Here is a 17,101-nt window from a genome sequence, read left to right on the forward strand (position 1 = left end):
CGAAGGCGGCCAACAGGCGCCAGCAAGCCGGCACCCGTTCGACTCCCTCCGCCGGCATGATCCGGTTCAGGTTCAAAGGGTGCTTCTCAGCCCGCTCACGCGGACGCCCCCGTCTCGGGGGCGATTTTCGCAAATGATGCGGCACCTGTCACGCCGAAAGTGGCAAGTGCGCGATCCGATCACGCCTTGGTGACGTGGTATTCCTTGATGGCGACCATTTTGATCGCCGGATAGCGCTCCGATTCGTAGCGCAGCGAGAAGGAATCCTGCGCCAGGAACACCGGGTCGCCATCGAGGTCGCGGGCGATATCGCCACGGCGCTGGGTGACGAATTTTTCGAGTTCGGCCGCGCTATCCGACGAAATCCAGCGGCAGACGGAGAAGCGCGACATTTCGAAGGAGACCGGCAAGCCGTATTCCCCTTGAAGCCGCTCCTTCAAGACGTCGAGCTGCAGTGCGCCGACGACGCCGACGATGGCGGGCGAGCCATCCTCCGGCGAGAAGAGCTGCACGACGCCCTCTTCCGCCATCTGCTGGAGCGCTTCCTTCAGCTTCTTCGCCTTCATGGCGTCTTCCAGCCGCACGCGGCGCAGAATTTCCGGCGCGAAGTTCGGCACGCCTTCGAAGACCAGCGCCTCGCCTTCCGTCAGCGTATCGCCGATGCGGAGCGTGCCGTGGTTGGGAATGCCCACCACGTCGCCGGCATAGGCCGTATCGGCGAGCTGGCGCTGCGAGGCGAAGAAGAACTGCGGCGCGGAAAGGCCGATCTGCTTGCCGGTGCGGGCAAGGCGCACCTTCATGCCGCGCTCCAGCATGCCGGAGCAGACGCGGGCAAAGGCGATGCGGTCGCGGTGGTTCGGGTCCATGTTCGCCTGGATCTTGAAGACGAAGGCCGTCATCTTGTCCTCGGACGCATGAACCTTGCGCACATCCGCCACCTGGTCGCGCGGCGGCGGGGCTACGGCGCCGAGCGCATTGATAAGGTCGCGCACGCCGAAATTGCGCAGCGCCGAGCCGAAGAAGACCGGCGTCAGGTGACCTTCGAGGAAAGCCTCGCGATCGAACGGCCGGCAGGCCTCGCGGGCAAGCTCCAGCTCCTCGATGAAGGCATCCCGTTCGTTTTCCGGCAGGTTTTTCGCCACCACCGTCGCATCGTCGATCTTCGTCGGCTGCACCTGCGTATCCGAGCCGCGGAAGGTGCGGTCGGCTAGATGATAGGAGCCGCAGAACGACTTGGAACGGCCGACGGGCCAGGTGATCGGCGCCGTATCGAGCGCCAGCTTCTCTTCCACCTCGTCCAAAATCTCGAACGGGTCGCGGCTCTCGCGGTCCATCTTGTTGACGAAGGTGATGATCGGGATGTCGCGCAGGCGGCAGACCTCGAACAGTTTTAGCGTCCGCGGCTCGATGCCCTTGGCGGCGTCGATGACCATGACCGCCGCATCCACCGCCGTCAGCGTGCGGTAGGTGTCGTCCGCGAAGTCCTCGTGGCCGGGGGTGTCGAGAATGTTGAAGACGTTGCCGTCATATTCGAAGGTCATCACGGAGGTCACGACCGAGATGCCGCGTTCGCGTTCGATTTTCATCCAGTCCGAGCGGGTCTGGATGCGGTCCTTCTTCGCCTTCACCTCACCGGCGAGCTGGATGGCGCCGCCGAACAGGAGCAGCTTTTCGGTGAGGGTGGTTTTACCGGCGTCCGGGTGCGCGATGATCGCGAAGGTGCGGCGGCGGGAGACCGCCTCGGCAAGGGTTTCGGCCATTTTCTGCAATATCCTGTGAGTTGCCGCGGTCTTTACAGGCTCCGCCCCGAAGATGCAATTGACGGGATTGTGCCGTGGCCGGCTTATGGGCGCATGAACGCGCACGCCCCCACCCAGCCCACCCTTTCGCTCGTCCGCCTGCCGCATGGCGAGGGCATCGAGCTTCCCGCCTACGAAACGACGGGCGCCGCCGGCATGGACCTCCGCGCCGGCGTGGCCGTGGATGCGCCGCTGACGCTGGCACCGGGAAAACGCGCGCTCGTGCCGACCGGTTTCATCTTCGAAATCCCGCATGGCTACGAGGGGCAGATCCGTCCCCGCTCCGGCCTCGCCTTCAAGCACGGCATCACCTGCCTCAATACGCCGGGCACCGTGGATAGCGATTATCGCGGCGAGGTGAAGGTGCTGCTCGCCAATCTCGGCGAAGAACCTTTCGTCATCGAGCGCGGCATGCGCATCGCGCAGATGGTGATTGCGCCCGTCACGCAGGTCGCCGTGCGCGAGGCGGCGGAAACCAGCGAAACCACCCGCGGCGCCGGCGGCTTCGGCTCCACGGGCGTGCGCTAACACCATGCCTACCGACCGGCCGGGGCTGGTCTTCCGCTCCGACCATCTCGGCGACACCGCCGCCTGGCGCGCGCTTGCCGACCTGCTGGAAGACACGTTCAGCATCGACATCACCGCGCTCGACCGGCTGGGCGGGCCGGACCCGACCAGCGTGCCCTTCGCGTGGTTCGACGCGAACGGCACCTGCGTGGCCAATATCAGCGTCTTCTCGCTGCCGCTCGTCATCAACGGCACCTTCGTGCGCGCCGCCGGCCTGCAATCCGGCGCCGTGCGGCCGAGCCATCGCGGCCAGGGGCTTTTTCGCGATGTGATGGAGGCAGCGCTCGACCATTGCGACGCGGAAGGGTTCGAAGCCGTCGCGCTGTTGACCGACAAGCCCGACCTCTACGCGCGCCTTGGTTTTCGCACGCTGGCGCAGCACCGGTTTGCCGGCGCTGCGCCCGAGGGTGGGCGCGTCGGCCCGGTTCGGCGGCTCGACATCGGAAGCGAAGCCGACATTGCCTTGCTTAGCCGGCTACTGGATAGCCGCCGGCCGGTGTCCGACCGTTTCGCGCCGCTGCGGCAGCGGGAAATGTTCCTCTTCAACGCATCGCTGATGCCGGACCTGCGGCTCGACCTGATGGAAGAGCACGATGCCGTTATTGCTTGGCAGGCGGGCGAAGACGATGGCTTTGAACTGCTGGATATCGTTGGCGCTCACATCCCGCGCCTCGCTGATATCGTGGCGAGCCTGCAGGTCGCACCCTCTCGGGTCACCGTGCACTTTGCCCCCGATCATCTTGGATGGGAGGGCGAGGCCGTTGCGGATGGCGGCGATATGGTGCTCATGCTGCGCGCCGCGCCCGATCTGCGACTGGAGCGGCCCTTCGCATTGTCGCCGATGGCGGAGTTCTGATCAGCGGCGGGCTTCCATCGCCATGCGTAGCGCAAGCCCGGCCAGCACCGTGCCCATCAGCCAGCGCTGTACCAGAAGCCAGCGTGGGCGGGCGGCGAGGAGCGCGGCAATCGAGCCGGCCGAAACGGCGATCAGCGCGTTGACGCTGACGCTGATGGCGATCTGCGTGCCGCCGAGCACGAGCGATTGCAGGAAGACGCTGCCTTTTGCCGGATCGATGAACTGCGGCAGCAGGGAGAGGTAGAGCACCGCGATCTTCGGGTTGAGCAGGCTCGTCAGGAACCCCATGAGGAAGAGTTTCCGGTTGCCGTCGCGCGGCAGGGCCTTGACCTCGAAGGCGGAGCGGCCACCGGGGCGCAGCGCCTGCCAGGCGAGCCAGGCCAGGTAGAGCACGCCGGCAAGCCGCAGCGCATCATAGGCATAGGGCACCGCCATCACGAGCGCGGTGATGCCGAGCGCCGCCGACAGCATGTAGAAGACGAAGCCGAGCGCCACGCCGCAGAGCGACACGAGTCCGGCGGCCGGCCCTTGGCAGATCGAGCGGGAGACGAGATAGATCATGTTCGGCCCCGGGGTGAGCACCATGCCGAGCGCGATGAGGGCGAAGGCGGCAAGGCCGGTCAGGTCTGGCATGGCATGCTCTCCTTGGACGATCTGACGAAGGACTATCCCGCAGCCGCGCTTGCGGCAAGGCGCCGGCCGCAAAACCATTGCCGCAGGATATCGGCAGCGCTAAAAGAGCGTCAGCCCAAGGAGCCTGCCATGACCATTGCCGTGCTGATCGCCTATTGCGGTGCGCTGTTCATCGCCGCCATCATTCCCGGTCCCGGGATCACGGCGATCGTCGCCCGCGCGCTCGGCTCGGGCTTCCGGCCGACCTTCTTCATGGGGCTCGGCCTCATCCTCGGCGACATGATCTATCTCACCGCGGTCATCCTCGGCCTCGCCTTCATCGCGCAGACCTTCACCACGACCTTCATGCTGATCAAGATCGCCGGCGCCCTCTATCTCGGCTATATCGCCTGGAAGCTCTGGACGACCGGCCTCTTGCCGCAGAATATCGAGGCGCGGCGCTCGACCAGCATGACCATGTCCTTCCTGTCCGGCCTGTTCGTGACGCTCGGCAATCCGAAGACCATGCTGTTCTACGTGGCGCTCGTGCCGACGCTGGTCGACCTCGAGGCGATCGGCCTTGAGGAATATGGCGTGCTGCTTGCCGCGACCTTCGTCGTGCTGCTCATCGTGCTCGTGCCCTATATCGCGCTCGCCTCGCGCGCCCGGCTTCTGCTCAAGCAGCCGAAGGCGTTGCAGCGGATGAACCGCGTGGCCGCGGGCATTCTCGCCGGCACGGCCGCCTATATCGCGACCCGCGCGGCCTGAGGTTATCGATCCGGCTTTTCCCGGATCGGTATCCGAATATTCCGCTTCCAACGCTTTTGTCGCGAAATCCGGACTCGTCTCCGGCGGCATTCGCTCCTATCTTCTCCGGTAACGAGAACCGAGGGAGCCCCCGATGACCGACACCCGCAAGCCCGGCCGTGGCCGGATCTACGCCTCCATCACCGAGACAATCGGCGATACGCCGATCGTGCGGCTCGACAAGTTCGCCAAGGAGAAGGGCGTCGTCGCCAACCTTCTCGCCAAGCTCGAATTCTTCAACCCGATCGCCTCCGTCAAGGACCGTATCGGCGTTGCGATGATCGAGGCGCTGGAAGCGCAAGGCAAGATCGCGCCCGGCAAGTCGACGCTGGTCGAGCCGACCTCGGGCAATACGGGCATCGCGCTCGCCTTCGCCGCCGCCGCCAAGGGCTATCGCCTCATCCTCACCATGCCGGAGACCATGTCCGTCGAGCGCCGCAAGATGCTGGCGCTGCTCGGCGCCGAGCTGGTGCTGACCGAGGGGCCGAAGGGCATGAAGGGCGCGATCGCAAAAGCCGAGGAACTGGCCGCCAGCATTCCGGACGCCATCATTCCCCAGCAGTTCGAAAACCCGGCCAACCCGGAAATCCACCGCAAGACCACGGCGGAAGAGATCTGGAACGACACGGAGGGCGCCGTCGACATCCTCGTTTCCGGCATCGGCACCGGCGGCACGATCACCGGCGCCGGCCAGGTGCTGAAGGCGAAGAAGCCCGGCTTCAAGGTCATCGCGGTGGAACCGGCCGACAGCCCGGTCCTCTCCGGCGGCAACCCCGGCCCGCACAAGATCCAGGGTATCGGCGCGGGTTTTGCCCCGGCTATCCTTGACACCTCGGTCTATGACGAAGTGGTTCCGATCACCAATGACGAGGCCTTCGAAAATGCCCGCCTCGTTGCGCGGCTCGAAGGCGTGCCGGTCGGCATCTCGTCCGGTGCCGCACTCGCCGCCGCCGTCAAGGTGGGCAGCCGTCCGGAAAATGCCGGCAAGACCATCGTCGTCATCATCCCCTCCTTCGCCGAGCGTTACCTTTCGACCGCGCTTTTCGAAGGCCTCGGCGGCTGAGATCTGGCGGCCCGTTGCGCCAGCGCGCGGCGGGCCTTTCCCATACGGGACAGCATGATCCATCACCTCTCCCTCGGCGTTTCGGATATTGTGCGCGCAGCCGCCTTCTATGACGCCGCGTTCGCGCCGCTCGGCTATGGCCGGGTCTGGTCTGATATCCGGCCCGGCGAAGCGGGCCAGGCCGTCGGCTACGGACCACCCGGCGGCGGCGACAAGCTCGCCCTCAAGGAACATGGCGATGCCGCCGTGGCAACGGGTGCCGGCTTCCATGTCGCCTTCGCCGCGACGGACCGGCAGGCCGTGGAGGCTTTCCACCAGGCGGCCCTTGCCGCCGGCGGACGCGATAATGGCGCTCCGGGGCTTCGGCCCGATTATGGACCATCCTATTATGCCGCCTTCGTCATCGATCCGGACGGGCACCGGATCGAAGTGGTCTTCAAGGGTCCGGCCTAGTATCAGCGGACGGCTGGCTTTGATCCCGCCGCCCCCGCGCAATCACGCCATTGCCGCCATTCGATCACCGACGATGCGATAGGAAATCGCTTCCGCCAGGTGGATGCGGCCGACGATTGCGGCTTCGTCGAGATCGGCCAGCGTGCGGGCGACCTTGAGGATGCGATGATAGCCGCGGGCGGAGAAGCGCATCTTTTCCGCGGCGTCGCGCAGAAGCTGGAGGCCGCCGGGGTCGGGTTCGGCGACCTTTTCGACGAGCGCCGTCGAGGCGCGCGCATTGCTCGTCACCCCACCCATGCCGAGACGGGCGAAACGGTCGATCTGCAGGGCGCGGGCGCGGGCGACGCGGCGGGCGACGGTGGCGCTCGCCTCCGCCGCCATCGGGCGGATGAGGTCCGTGGCGGAGACGGCGGGCACGTCGATGCGGATATCGATACGGTCCATCAGCGGGCCGGAGACGCGGGCCTGGTAGTCGCTCATGCAGCGCGGGCCGCGGGCGCATTGCCTGCCGGGTTCGCCCGCCATGCCGCAGCGGCAGGGGTTCATGGCGGCGACGAGCTGGACGGCGGCGGGGTAGCTGACGCGGTGATTGGCGCGGGCGATGATGCATGCGCCGGTTTCGAGCGGCTGGCGCAGCGCATCGAGCGCCTGCGGCGAGAATTCCGGCAGTTCATCGAGGAAGAGCACGCCATTATGGGCAAGCGAGGCCTCTCCCGGCCGTGCCCGGGCGCCACCGCCGACGAGGGCGGCCATGGTGGCGGAGTGGTGCGGCGTGCGGAAAGGCCGGCGGTCCGACAGGCGGCCGCCGGACAGCTGGCCGGCGATGGAATGGATCATCGAGACTTCGAGGAGCTCCGCCGGCGAGAGCGGCGGCAGGATGGCGGCAAGGCGCGCGGCGAGCATGGATTTTCCCGAACCGGGCGGGCCGACCATCAGGAGATTGTGGTTGCCGGCGGCTGCCACTTCCAGCGCCCGCTTGGCGCTTTCCTGGCCGCGGATATCGGCGAGATCCGGCAGGTCGCCGGCCGGCGCGCGGATGGCCGGCGCGGGGCGCGACAGGACCTGCGTGCCCTTGAAATGGTTGACCAGCGCGATGAGACTGCGCGGCGCTAGAATATCGAGCCCGCCACCGGCCCAGGCGGCTTCCGCACCGTTCTCCGCCGGGCAGATTACGCCCTTGCCGAGTGCGTTTGCGCCCATGGCGGCGGGCAGCGCTCCGGCGACCGCGGCAATCGTGCCGTCAAGATTGAGTTCGCCGATGACGACATAGTCGTCCAGCGCGTCACCCGGCAGGGCGCCGAGCGCCATCATGAGGCCGAGCGCGATGGCGAGATCGTAGTGGCTGCCCTCTTTCGGCAGATCGGCGGGCGCGAGATTGACCGTCACCCGCTTCGGCGGCAGCGACAGGCCGGAGGCGTGGAGCGCGGCCTGCACCCGTTCCCGGCTTTCGGCGACCGCCTTGTCCGCCAGCCCGACGATCTGCATGCCGACCTTGCCGGGCGCCACCATCACCTGCACATCGACGGGCACGCCCTCGATGCCCTGAAACGCAATCGTGCTGACCCGCGCCACCATGATGGACTCCGCTCGCCCTGGCCGAAAACGACCCTCGCAACCGCCCCTGGGTTGCAGCTGGAAATCTGGCATGGAATTCGGAATGAAACAAGAACAATTATAGAACTTGCGCGAAGATTTTCCGCGTGCTGGTTGTGCTCGGTTGCATTTGCGGAACGAAGGCGGGACGTTCGCGAACGGAACGTCCCGCGCGCACCATTAGCGCTTCTTTTCGATGGCGTCCCAGAGCAGGGCGGCGATGTCGGCGCCGCCGAATTTCTTCACTTCGCGGATGCCGGTGGGCGAGGTGACGTTGATCTCGGTCATGTAATCACCGATGACGTCGATGCCGACCAGCAGGAAGCCGCGCTCGCGCAGCGCGGGGCCGATGCGGGCGCAGATTTCCTTTTCGCGCGCCGTCAGCTCCGTCGGCTCGGGGCGGCCGCCGGCATGCATGTTGGAGCGGGCATCGTGTTCGGCGGGCACGCGGTTGATGGCGCCGACGGGCTCGCCATCGACGAGGATGATGCGCTTGTCGCCCTTGCGCACGTCCGGCAGGTATTGCTGGGCGATGAAGGGTTCGCGGAACATCTGGCCGAACATTTCCAAGAGCGACGAGAGGTTGCGGTCATCCTTCGTGGAATGGAAGACGCCGGCGCCGCCATTGCCATAGAGCGGCTTCAGGATCATGTCGCCCATCTCGTCGCGGAAGCGGCGGATTTCGGCCGGATCACGGGTGATCAGCGTTGCCGGCATAAGGTCGGCGAATTCGGTGACGAAAATCTTCTCCGGCGAGTTGCGCACCCAGGCCGGGTCGTTGACGACGAGCGTCTTGGGGTGGATGCGCTCCAGCAGGTGCGTCGAGGTGATGTAGGACATGTCGAAGGGCGGATCCTGGCGCAGCAGCACCACGTCCATGGTCGACAGGTCGACGCGCTCCGGGGTGCCGAGCGTGTAGTGGTCGCCCTTGATGTCGCGCAGCTCCATCGGCTCGACGGTGGCATAGACCGTGCCGTCGCGCAGGCTCAGGCGGTCCGGCGTGTAGTGGAAGAGCTTGTAGCCGCGGCTTTGCGCCTCGATGCTCATGGCGAAGGTGGAATCGCCGGCGATATTGATGGTCGACACATGGTCCATCTGGACCGCGACGTTCTTGATCTTTGCCATGAAAAGTCCCCTCAGGAATGCCCGACACATTTAAGGTGCCCGAGGGGCGAGCGCAACGGGCGTGCAGCGCTCAGGCGAAACCGTCGATGCGGCAGGTGATGAGGTCGTGGTCGGAGAGCGGCCGGCCGGCCGGCGAGAGCGAGGAGACGATGCGCGTATCCGACACCGAAAGGCCGCGCGACAGGAACCAGTCGAGCTTCATCGAGCGTTCGGGCCAGCGGGTGATGAGGCTCGGGCGCGTCGTCATGACGTCGAGCGGGCCGCCGTGGCGGGTGAAGCCGCGCTCGGCGGCGCGGGCGAACAGGCCTTCCGCTTCGAAATCGCCGTCGGCGTGGTTGCCGGTGTTGAGATCGCCGCCGATGAGCATGGGGCGGCCGGGGAAGGCTGCCTCCAGCGCATCGATGAGGCCGACCATCTGACGCTCGCGATAGGCGGCGGTGGTGGCGCTTTCGAAATGGGTGGAGGCCAGCACGAGCGGACCGGATTCGGTGTTGATCACCGCGCCGATCGCCATGCGCTCGCCGAGCCGCGGCTGGTCGACCTCGCCCGTGAACCACAGGCGCTCGCCCGGCAGGCGCAGCAGGAAGGCTTCGTGCAGCGGCACGGTGGAGAGCAGGCTGTTGCCGTGCAGGCCGCGACGGTTGAACTGGTCCTTGCAGAATTCCAGCTCGGTATCCGAGCCGAGGCCGAGCTCGACGAATTCGACGCCGTAGAGATAGGCCATGCCGAGCTCTTCGGCGACTTCCGCGGTGGTGTGGCGCTGGCGGGTGCGGGCCATGCCGTCGTCCATCTCGGAGAGCAGCACGATCTCCGCGCCGGTGGCACCCAGATGTTCGGCGCTTTCCATCGGAAACAGGCAGCGCTCCAGGTTCCAGGCGGCGACCGTGAAGGGGAAGGGCAGCGGCTCGGCGCGCTCGGCGCTACCGCCGGCCTCCACCGCATTCATGCAGGCGAGATCGGCCATGTGGGCGTCATGCGCGGCGATGGATTTTTCGAGGCCGGCAATGGCGGCGCGTTCCACGCCGGTGGGAGCGGCCAGCCGGCCGACGGTTTCGCGGATCATGATGCGGCGACCTCCATGGCAGGAATGCTGGCTGCGATGGCGCCCTCGCCCGACCAGTCGATGCGCTGGCCGCTCTTGCTGTCGAAGAAGTGCAGCTTGGCCGTGGCGATGGAGAGCGAGGCGGTTTCCGGCAGCGGGATTTCCGAGGGGATGGCGGCGACGAGCGGCTGGTCGCCGACGACGCCGTGCACGAGGCGCTGCGAGCCCAGTTCCTCGACATAGTCGATGCGGAACGGCAGGTCGCCTTTCACGCCGTCGTGGATGTGCAGGTCTTCGGCGCGGAGACCCACGGTCACCGCGCCCTGGGTCGGCACCGTCGCGCCGAGATCGATGAGGGCGGGGCCGAGGGCGAGCTTGCTGCCGTGCAGCTCGCCGGTGACGAGGTTCATGGCAGGCGAGCCGATGAAGCTCGCGACGAAGGTGGTGGCGGGGCGGTGGTAGACGTCGAGCGGGCGGCCGATCTGCTCGATCTTTCCGCCGGAAAGCACGACGAGGCGGTCGGCAAGCGTCATGGCTTCGAGCTGGTCGTGCGTGACGTAGATCGAGGTCGTGCCGACGCGGCGTTGCAGGCGCTTGATCTCGCCGCGCATGGAGACGCGCAGCTTGGCGTCGAGGTTGGAGAGCGGCTCGTCGAACAGGAAGGCCGAGGGCTTGCGCACAATGGCGCGGCCCATCGCGACGCGCTGGCGCTGGCCGCCGGAAAGCGCGCGCGGCTTGCGCTCCAGATAGGGCTGGAGCTCCAGCATGCGGGCGGCTTCCGCCACGCGGGCGTCGATCTCGGCCTTGGGCGTGCGGCGGTTTTTCAGGCCGTAGGCGAGGTTTTCGTAGACCGACATATGCGGGTAGAGCGCATAGTTCTGGAAGACCATGGCGATGTCGCGGTCGGCGGGATCGACCTCGTTGACGACGCGGTCGCCGATCGTCACGCTGCCCTCGCTGATCGCTTCCAGCCCCGCGACCATGCGCAGCAGCGTCGACTTTCCGCAGCCGGACGGGCCGACGAGCACGATGAACTCGCCATCGGCGATGTCGATCGAGACGGAGCTGACCGCGGTGACGCCGCCATTGTAGATCTTGGATACGTCCTTGATACCGATCGATGCCATGGGACAGGCTCCTTATTTGTCGCTTTCGGTAAGGCCCTTGATGAACCACCGCTGGAAGATCATCACGATCATCACCGGCGGCAGCATGGCGAGGATCGCCAGTGCAAAGGCCTCGTTATAGTCGGGAATGTTGGAGCCGACCCAGACGAGCAGGATCTGCTTGATGCCGCGCACCAGCGTGAAGAAGCGCTCGTCCGTGGTCATCAGCGTCGGCCAGAGATACTGGTTCCAGCCATAGACGAACATGATGATGAAGATCGCCGCGATCATGGTGCGCGACAGCGGCACGAGAATGTCGATGAAGAACTTGAACGGCCCGGCGCCGTCGATGCGCGCGGCCTCCAGCAATTCCTCCGGCACGGACTTGAAGAACTGGCGGAAATAGAAGGTGCCGGTGGCGGACGCCAGAAGCGGCACGATGAGGCCGGTATAGGTGTTGGTGAGCGAGAGCTTGTTCATCACCTCGTAGGAGGGAAGGATGCGCACTTCGAGCGGCAGCAGCAGCGTGGTGAAGATCATCCAGAAGAACAGCGTGCCGAGCTTGAAGCGGAAATAGACGATGGCGTAGGCGGCCAGCATCGACAGGATGATCTTGCCGGCGGCAAAGCCGATGCCGAGGATCAGCGAGTTCCAGATCATGCGCGCGCCGGTGATTTCGCCGGTAAAGCCGCCCTTGCGGGTGAGCACGGTGTTGTAGGTCTCGGTGAAATAGCCGCCCCAGGTCAGCGAAAGGCCGTTGCGATGGATGTCGGCCGCCTCGTGGGTGGAGGTCATGAAGGCGACCACCACGGGGGCCACCATGATGAAGACGCCGATCAGGAGAATGACGTGGTCGAGCAAACGGGTGCGGTACATGGCGGGCGCCCTCTCAATTGTAATGGACGCGCCGCTCGATGAAGCGGAACTGGAAGATGGTGAGCACGAAGACGACGATCATCAGGATGACCGATTGGGCCGAGGAGCCGCCGAGGTCGTTGCCGCGGAAGCCGTCCATATAGACCTTGTAGACGAGCGTGATCGGGTTGTTGGCCGCCTTGTCCTTCACCATCACGTCGATGACGCCGAACGTGTCGAACAGCGAATAGGTCATGTTGATGATGAGCAGGAAGAAGGCGGTGGGCGCCAAGAGCGGCAGCGTCATCGTCCAGAAGCGACGCATGCCGGAGCGACAATCGATGGCGGCAGCCTCGCGGATCGAGACCGGAATGCCCTGCAGGCCGGAGAGGATGAAGATGAAATTGTAGGGGATCTGCTTCCAGACCGACACGATGATCATGGCGATCGCCGTGTCGTTGTAGTTGAGGCCGACCTTCATGTCCCAGCCGAAGAAGGCCGCGAGCTTGACCAGCGGGCCGATATGCTGGTCGAAGAACATCATGCCCATGAGGCCGGCGACCGGCGGGGCGATGGCATAGACCCAGATCAGCAGCGTCTTGTAGGTCGAGCTGCCCTTGAGCACCGCATCCGCCTTCACCGCGAGCAGCATGCCGATGCCGAGCGACAGGAAGGTGACGAGCACCGTGAAGAGCACGGTGAAGCGGGCGATCGACTGGTACTGCACGGAGCCCAGCGCGTCGGAATAGTTGGACAGGCCCACGAAGGTGGAGCCGAAGCCGAACGGGTCTTCGAGGTAGAAGGACGACTGGATCGCCTGCACGGACGGCCAGTAGAAGAACACGAAGATGATCGCCATCTGCGGCGCGATAAAGAGATAGGGCAGATAGGGCGACGAGAATTGCACGCGCTTCATGGAGCCACCTTCATAGCGGCGTGCCGGGAGCAGGACGCCCCCGGCACGAATTTCAGCGGATGGCAGTATCAGCCGGCGGTCTTGGCGAAGCGGGCGAGCAGTTCGTTCGCTTCGGTCTCGATCGTCTTCAGGGCTTCTTCGACCGTGGTTTCACCGGCGAAGATGCGGCCGTATTCACGCTCCATGATCTCGCGGATCTGCGGGTAGAAGCCGAGGCGGTAGCCCTTCGACCATTCGCCCGACGGCAGCATGAGCTGCTGGATGCCGACTTCGGCCGCCGGCTTCTCCTTGTAGTAACCTTCGGACTTGGTCAGCTCATAGGCAGCCGTGGTGATGGCGACGTAGCCGGTTGCCTCGTGGTAGAACTTCTGGATTTCCGGCGAGGTCAGGAACTGGAAGAAGTCGGCCGTGCACTTGTTTTCGGCTTCCGGCTTGCCGGACATCGCGAAGAGGGCAGCGCCGCCGATGAAGGTGTTGGTGCCGGCACCCTGGATGCTGTTCCAATAGGGCAGGAAGGTTGCCGAGAACGGCTTCTGCGCGGTCTTCTGGAGGCCGCCGAACGAACCCGAGGAGCCGATCCAGAAGGCGGCCTTGCCTTCTTCGAAGAGCTTCTGGTTGTCGTTCCAGCCGGCGCCGTAATAACCGAAATAGCCTTCGTCAGCCCAGGCCTTGAGCTTGGTGAACATCATGACGAGGTTCGGGTCCGTCATGTTGATCTTGGTGTCGACGACCGTGTCGTAACCGTTGTTGTTCGTCGCGAACTGGATGTTGTGGCGCGAGAAGAAGTTTTCGGTGAACTGCCAGGTCAGCTGCGACTGGACGAGCGGCAGGTAGCCGGCTTCCTTGAGCTTCGGCGCGATCGCCTCGAACTCTTCCCAGGTCTTCGGGGCTTCGACGCCGACCTTTTCGAGGGCTTCGGTGTTGACATACATGATCGGCGCCGAGGAGTTGAACGGCATGCCGACGAACTTGCCATCCGGCGCGGCGTAGAAGTAACGCACGCCCTCGATGAAGGCTTCGCGGTCGAACTTGTAGCCGGCACCGTTGATCAGGTCTTCAGCCGGGATGACGGCGCCAGGCGCGTTGATGATCGTCGCCGCACCGGCGTCGAAGACCTGGAGAATGTTCGGCTGTTCGCCCGAACGGAAGGCGGCGATGCCGGAAGCCAGCGCCTCTTCGTAAGTGCCCTTGGAAACCGGCGTCAGCGCACAGGCGGACTGCGCAGCGTTGAACTTCTGGGCGACTTCGTTGATGACTTCGCCATTGCGGCCGGCCATGCCGTGCCACCAGGTGATGTTGGTGGCGGCCATCGAGGCCGAGGCGGAAACGGCGAGTGCGAAACCTGCGAGGGAAAGCGGCTTGAACATGGGTTGCTCCTCTTCACCGGATTTGGTGTGAGGGGTGCACTAATGAGCGAGCGTGACGGGCGCGTTACGGTTTCGTGTCAGTTTCGTTACATTTTCCTTTTGCTCAGAACGCATCCACAAGGTGTTTGGGGAAACGCCAGGGCTGCACGGCGACGATGTCATAGCGCAGGGAGAGGCGGTGGCCGTCCGGCTGGCGGGAAAGCCAGACTTCGCTCGCCGCGCGGATGCGGTTCTGGGTGGTTGCAGTGACGGCGAAGACGGCGCTGTCGACATCGCGCCGGGCTTTCACTTCGACGCAGACGACAAGATCGCCGCGCTGCGCGATGATGTCGATCTCGCCGAGCTTGGTGCGATAGCGGATGGCGCGGATGCGATAGCCCTTTGCCATCAGGTAGAGCGCGGCAATATATTCGGAGACATGTCCGCGGCGGAAGGCTTTGAGCCGGTTCGGATCGGCCGCCCTATTCCCCATCGCCACCCTTCAGGTCGATGAGGCGCTGGTAGAGATCGCGGCGCGGCAGGCCGGTCTGGCGCGCCGCCTCGGTCGCCGCCTTGCCAGCCGACATGTCCTTCACGAGCGCCGTAAGCAGCCGGTCGACATCCGCCGCCTCGGGTGCGGCCGCCTCGCCCGGCGGGGCGATGACGAAGACGATCTCGCCCTTGACGGTGTGGCCGTCGCCATAGAAGGCGGCGAGGTCGCCGAGCGGGCCGCGGCGGAATTCCTCGAAAGTCTTGGTGAGTTCGCGGCAGACGCATGCCGCCCGTCCCTCGCCCAGCACGTCGGCTGCGGCAGCGACGGTCGCCGCAATACGGTGCGGTGATTCAAAGAAGAGCAGCGTTGCCGGCACACTTGCCAGCTCGGCGAGACGATCGCGCCGCGCTTTGTCCTTGGAGGGCAGGAATCCGGCGAAGAAAAAGGCATCGTTCGGCAGGCCGGAGCCGACGAGGGCGGCGAGCGGTGCGGAGGCGCCGGGGATCGGCACCACACGGTGCCCGGCTTCGATCGCCATGAGCGCCAGGCGATAACCGGGATCAGAGACGAGCGGCGTGCCGGCGTCGGAGACCAGTGCCACGGATTTTCCCGCTTCGAGCGCCGCGATGAGGCGTGGGCCGGCCTCGTCCGCATTGTGCTCGTGATAGGCATAGGGCCGGTTGACGATGCCGTAGCGGTCGAGCAGCACGCGGGTGATGCGGGTGTCCTCGCAGGCGAGCACATCCGCACCGGCGAGCGTTTCCAGGGCGCGCAGCGTGATGTCGGAGAGATTGCCGATGGGGGTGGCGACCAGATAGAGCGCGGGCTCCTGCGGCCGGGCGGGGATCACGGCATTGTGCAGGCGAAAGGTTTTCGCACTTGCACCCGCCCCGCTTGCCGCACCTTCATCCCGCATCGTCCGTCACCTTTCCAGCCGCTGGACGGCCGCATTTCCCCTCCTTATGGGCGAGCGCCGATGCCCTCGCAAGGTCCGGCGGTTGACTATCCTGTGTCCGGCGCCGTTAGCACTTGCAATCGTCCGCCTGTTTCTGCCATTTTGCCCGTCCACATCCATCCGGCGCCTGCCGGAATTCCAAGGCAATGCCGCGCCGGTCTCCGGCGTGCAAGCGGTCGAAAGCGATACATCCATGCGCATTACTCTCGAGCGGTCCAATCTCCTGAAGTCGCTGAACCACGTTCACCGCGTGGTCGAGCGCCGCAACACGATCCCGATCCTCTCGAACGTGCTCCTGCGCTCGGACGGCGCCAGCCTCGACATGAAGGCGACCGACCTCGACCTGGAAATCACCGAGGCGACGCCGGCGCAGGTCGAGCAGGCGGGTGCCACGACCGTTCCCGCGCATCTGCTCTACGACATCGTGCGCAAACTCTCCGACGGTTCGGAAGTGGCGCTCGCCACCAATGCCGACGGCTCCTCGATGACGGTCACCTCCGGCCGCTCGAAATTCTCGCTGCAATGCCTGCCGCAGTCCGACTTCCCGGACCTTACCGCCGGCAGCTTTTCCCACACGTTCCGCCTCAAGGCGACGGATCTCAAGATGTTGATCGATCGCACGCAGTTCGCGATCTCGACGGAAGAGACCCGCTATTACCTGAACGGCATCTTCATCCACACGATCGAGAGCAACGGCGCGCTGAAGCTGCGCGCCGTCGCCACCGACGGTCACCGCCTCGCCCGCGCCGATGTCGAAGCCCCGTCGGGCTCGGAGGGCATGCCGGGCATCATCATCCCGCGCAAGACGGTCGGCGAACTCCAGAAGCTGGTCGATAACCCGGAACTCGTCGTCACGGTGGAAGTGTCCGATGCGAAGATCCGCTTCACCATCGGCTCGATCGTGCTGACCTCGAAGCTTATCGACGGCACCTTCCCGGATTACCAGCGCGTGATCCCGACCAACAACGACAAGGAACTGAAGATCGACTGCCAGTCCTTCGCGCAGGCGGTCGACCGCGTTTCCACCATATCTTCCGAGCGCGGCCGCGCCGTGAAGCTGGCGCTTGGCGAAGGCCAGCTGACGCTCACCGTCAACAACCCGGATTCTGGCAGTGCGACGGAAGAACTGGCCGTCGGCTACGACAACGATCCGCTCGAAATCGGCTTCAACGCCAAGTACCTGCTCGACATCACCTCGCAGCTTTCCGGCACGGAAGCCGTGTTCATGCTGGCCGATCCGGGCTCGCCGACGCTGGTGCGCGATCTCGCCGGCGACGATGCGCTCTACGTGCTCATGCCGATGCGCGTGTAGGCCGCCGGCAGCATCGGGAAACCGTTCACGGAACCCGCCGGCTATCCGGCGGGTTCTTTTTTACTTGGCAACGCCGCCCCCTTTGTTTTTACGCAATTCCGGACGCAAAACCGCTACGCACCTTTGCTGGAATTGCTTTAGAAATTTGCGGGCGACGGCGCAATCAGACTTGTTTTTGACGCAAACCGCGTCACATATTCG

Annotated in this window: 17 protein-coding genes and 1 riboswitch; of the genes, 6 read left to right on the forward strand and 11 right to left on the reverse strand. The window is 65.2% G+C overall.

Translation table 11 applies throughout. The annotated features are described in order from the left end of the window. Positions 1-26: 26 nt before the first annotated feature. Positions 27-121: riboswitch (TPP riboswitch) on the reverse strand. Between the two features lie 58 nt (positions 122-179). Then, positions 180-1,760, reverse strand: a complete 1,581-nt coding sequence (locus AC1RWL_RS15235; RefSeq protein ID WP_493095174.1) for a peptide chain release factor 3 — start codon at positions 1,758-1,760, stop codon at positions 180-182. 93 nt (positions 1,761-1,853) lie between these two features. Between AC1RWL_RS15235 and dut the strand changes: the two genes are divergently transcribed. Then, positions 1,854-2,327 (forward strand): dUTP diphosphatase, encoded by a 474-nt coding sequence (gene dut, locus AC1RWL_RS15240; RefSeq protein WP_493095175.1) that lies wholly within the window; start codon positions 1,854-1,856, stop codon positions 2,325-2,327. Between the two features lie 4 nt (positions 2,328-2,331). Then, positions 2,332-3,222, forward strand: a complete 891-nt coding sequence (locus AC1RWL_RS15245) for a GNAT family N-acetyltransferase (RefSeq protein ID WP_493095176.1) — start codon at positions 2,332-2,334, stop codon at positions 3,220-3,222. Here the strand turns inward: AC1RWL_RS15245 and AC1RWL_RS15250 are convergent, their stop codons facing one another. After that, complete coding sequence (locus AC1RWL_RS15250; protein ID WP_439625693.1) at positions 3,223-3,855, reverse strand: LysE family translocator; 633 nt, start codon at positions 3,853-3,855, stop codon at positions 3,223-3,225. It lies immediately after the preceding gene. Positions 3,856-3,984: 129 nt separating this feature from the next. Between AC1RWL_RS15250 and AC1RWL_RS15255 the strand changes: the two genes are divergently transcribed. From AC1RWL_RS15255 to AC1RWL_RS15265, 3 genes are all read left to right on the forward strand, one after another. After that, positions 3,985-4,602: a LysE family translocator gene (locus AC1RWL_RS15255; protein WP_256118126.1), complete on the forward strand. Its 618-nt coding sequence runs from the start codon at positions 3,985-3,987 to the stop codon at positions 4,600-4,602. Between the two features lie 133 nt (positions 4,603-4,735). Further along, entirely contained in the window at positions 4,736-5,704 is a 969-nt protein-coding gene (cysK, locus tag AC1RWL_RS15260; RefSeq protein ID WP_493095177.1) for a cysteine synthase A, read from the forward strand. Positions 5,705-5,758: 54 nt separating this feature from the next. Further along, positions 5,759-6,157 carry a VOC family protein gene (locus AC1RWL_RS15265; protein WP_493095178.1) on the forward strand — a complete coding sequence of 133 codons (399 nt, stop codon included), beginning with the start codon at positions 5,759-5,761 and terminating at the stop codon, positions 6,155-6,157. A 42-nt stretch (positions 6,158-6,199) separates the two neighbouring features. Here AC1RWL_RS15265 and AC1RWL_RS15270 read toward each other — a convergent pair whose 3' ends face one another. The 9 genes from AC1RWL_RS15270 to rsmI all read right to left on the reverse strand — a co-directional run bounded on the left by AC1RWL_RS15270 (position 6,200) and on the right by rsmI (position 15,549). Then, a complete protein-coding gene (locus tag AC1RWL_RS15270) occupies positions 6,200-7,732 on the reverse strand; it encodes a YifB family Mg chelatase-like AAA ATPase (RefSeq protein WP_493095179.1) in 1,533 nt (510 codons plus the stop codon). 198 nt (positions 7,733-7,930) lie between these two features. Continuing rightward, entirely contained in the window at positions 7,931-8,875 is a 945-nt protein-coding gene (gene gshB / locus AC1RWL_RS15275) for a glutathione synthase (RefSeq protein WP_493095180.1), read from the reverse strand. A 70-nt stretch (positions 8,876-8,945) separates the two neighbouring features. Continuing rightward, positions 8,946-9,938 (reverse strand): endonuclease/exonuclease/phosphatase family protein, encoded by a 993-nt coding sequence (locus AC1RWL_RS15280; protein ID WP_493095181.1) that lies wholly within the window; start codon positions 9,936-9,938, stop codon positions 8,946-8,948. After that, positions 9,935-11,044, reverse strand: coding sequence for a sn-glycerol-3-phosphate import ATP-binding protein UgpC (locus tag AC1RWL_RS15285; RefSeq protein WP_493095182.1), 1,110 nt, complete (start codon positions 11,042-11,044; stop codon positions 9,935-9,937). The genes AC1RWL_RS15280 and AC1RWL_RS15285 overlap by 4 nt, the downstream gene beginning before the upstream one ends. Positions 11,045-11,056: 12 nt before the next feature. Beyond that, positions 11,057-11,899, reverse strand: coding sequence for a sn-glycerol-3-phosphate ABC transporter permease UgpE (gene ugpE / locus AC1RWL_RS15290; protein WP_256118135.1), 843 nt, complete (start codon positions 11,897-11,899; stop codon positions 11,057-11,059). Positions 11,900-11,912: 13 nt separating this feature from the next. Further along, positions 11,913-12,845 (reverse strand): ABC transporter permease subunit, encoded by a 933-nt coding sequence (locus AC1RWL_RS15295; RefSeq protein WP_435266944.1) that lies wholly within the window; start codon positions 12,843-12,845, stop codon positions 11,913-11,915. 17 nt (positions 12,846-12,862) lie between these two features. After that, a complete protein-coding gene (locus tag AC1RWL_RS15300) occupies positions 12,863-14,161 on the reverse strand; it encodes an extracellular solute-binding protein (RefSeq protein WP_435266760.1) in 1,299 nt (432 codons plus the stop codon). Between the two features lie 103 nt (positions 14,162-14,264). Beyond that, positions 14,265-14,633, reverse strand: a complete 369-nt coding sequence (locus AC1RWL_RS15305) for a YraN family protein (RefSeq protein ID WP_493095183.1) — start codon at positions 14,631-14,633, stop codon at positions 14,265-14,267. Then, positions 14,623-15,549: a 16S rRNA (cytidine(1402)-2'-O)-methyltransferase gene (gene rsmI / locus AC1RWL_RS15310; protein ID WP_493095184.1), complete on the reverse strand. Its 927-nt coding sequence runs from the start codon at positions 15,547-15,549 to the stop codon at positions 14,623-14,625. Before rsmI ends, AC1RWL_RS15305 begins: the two co-directional genes overlap by 11 nt. Before the next feature lie 232 nt (positions 15,550-15,781). On the opposite strand from rsmI, the gene dnaN reads away from it, so the two are divergent. Further along, positions 15,782-16,900, forward strand: coding sequence for a DNA polymerase III subunit beta (dnaN, locus tag AC1RWL_RS15315; RefSeq protein ID WP_256118143.1), 1,119 nt, complete (start codon positions 15,782-15,784; stop codon positions 16,898-16,900). Positions 16,901-17,101: the final 201 nt, after the last annotated feature.

It is taken from the genome of Shinella sp. GW821-FHT10F02, from assembly GCF_058809275.1.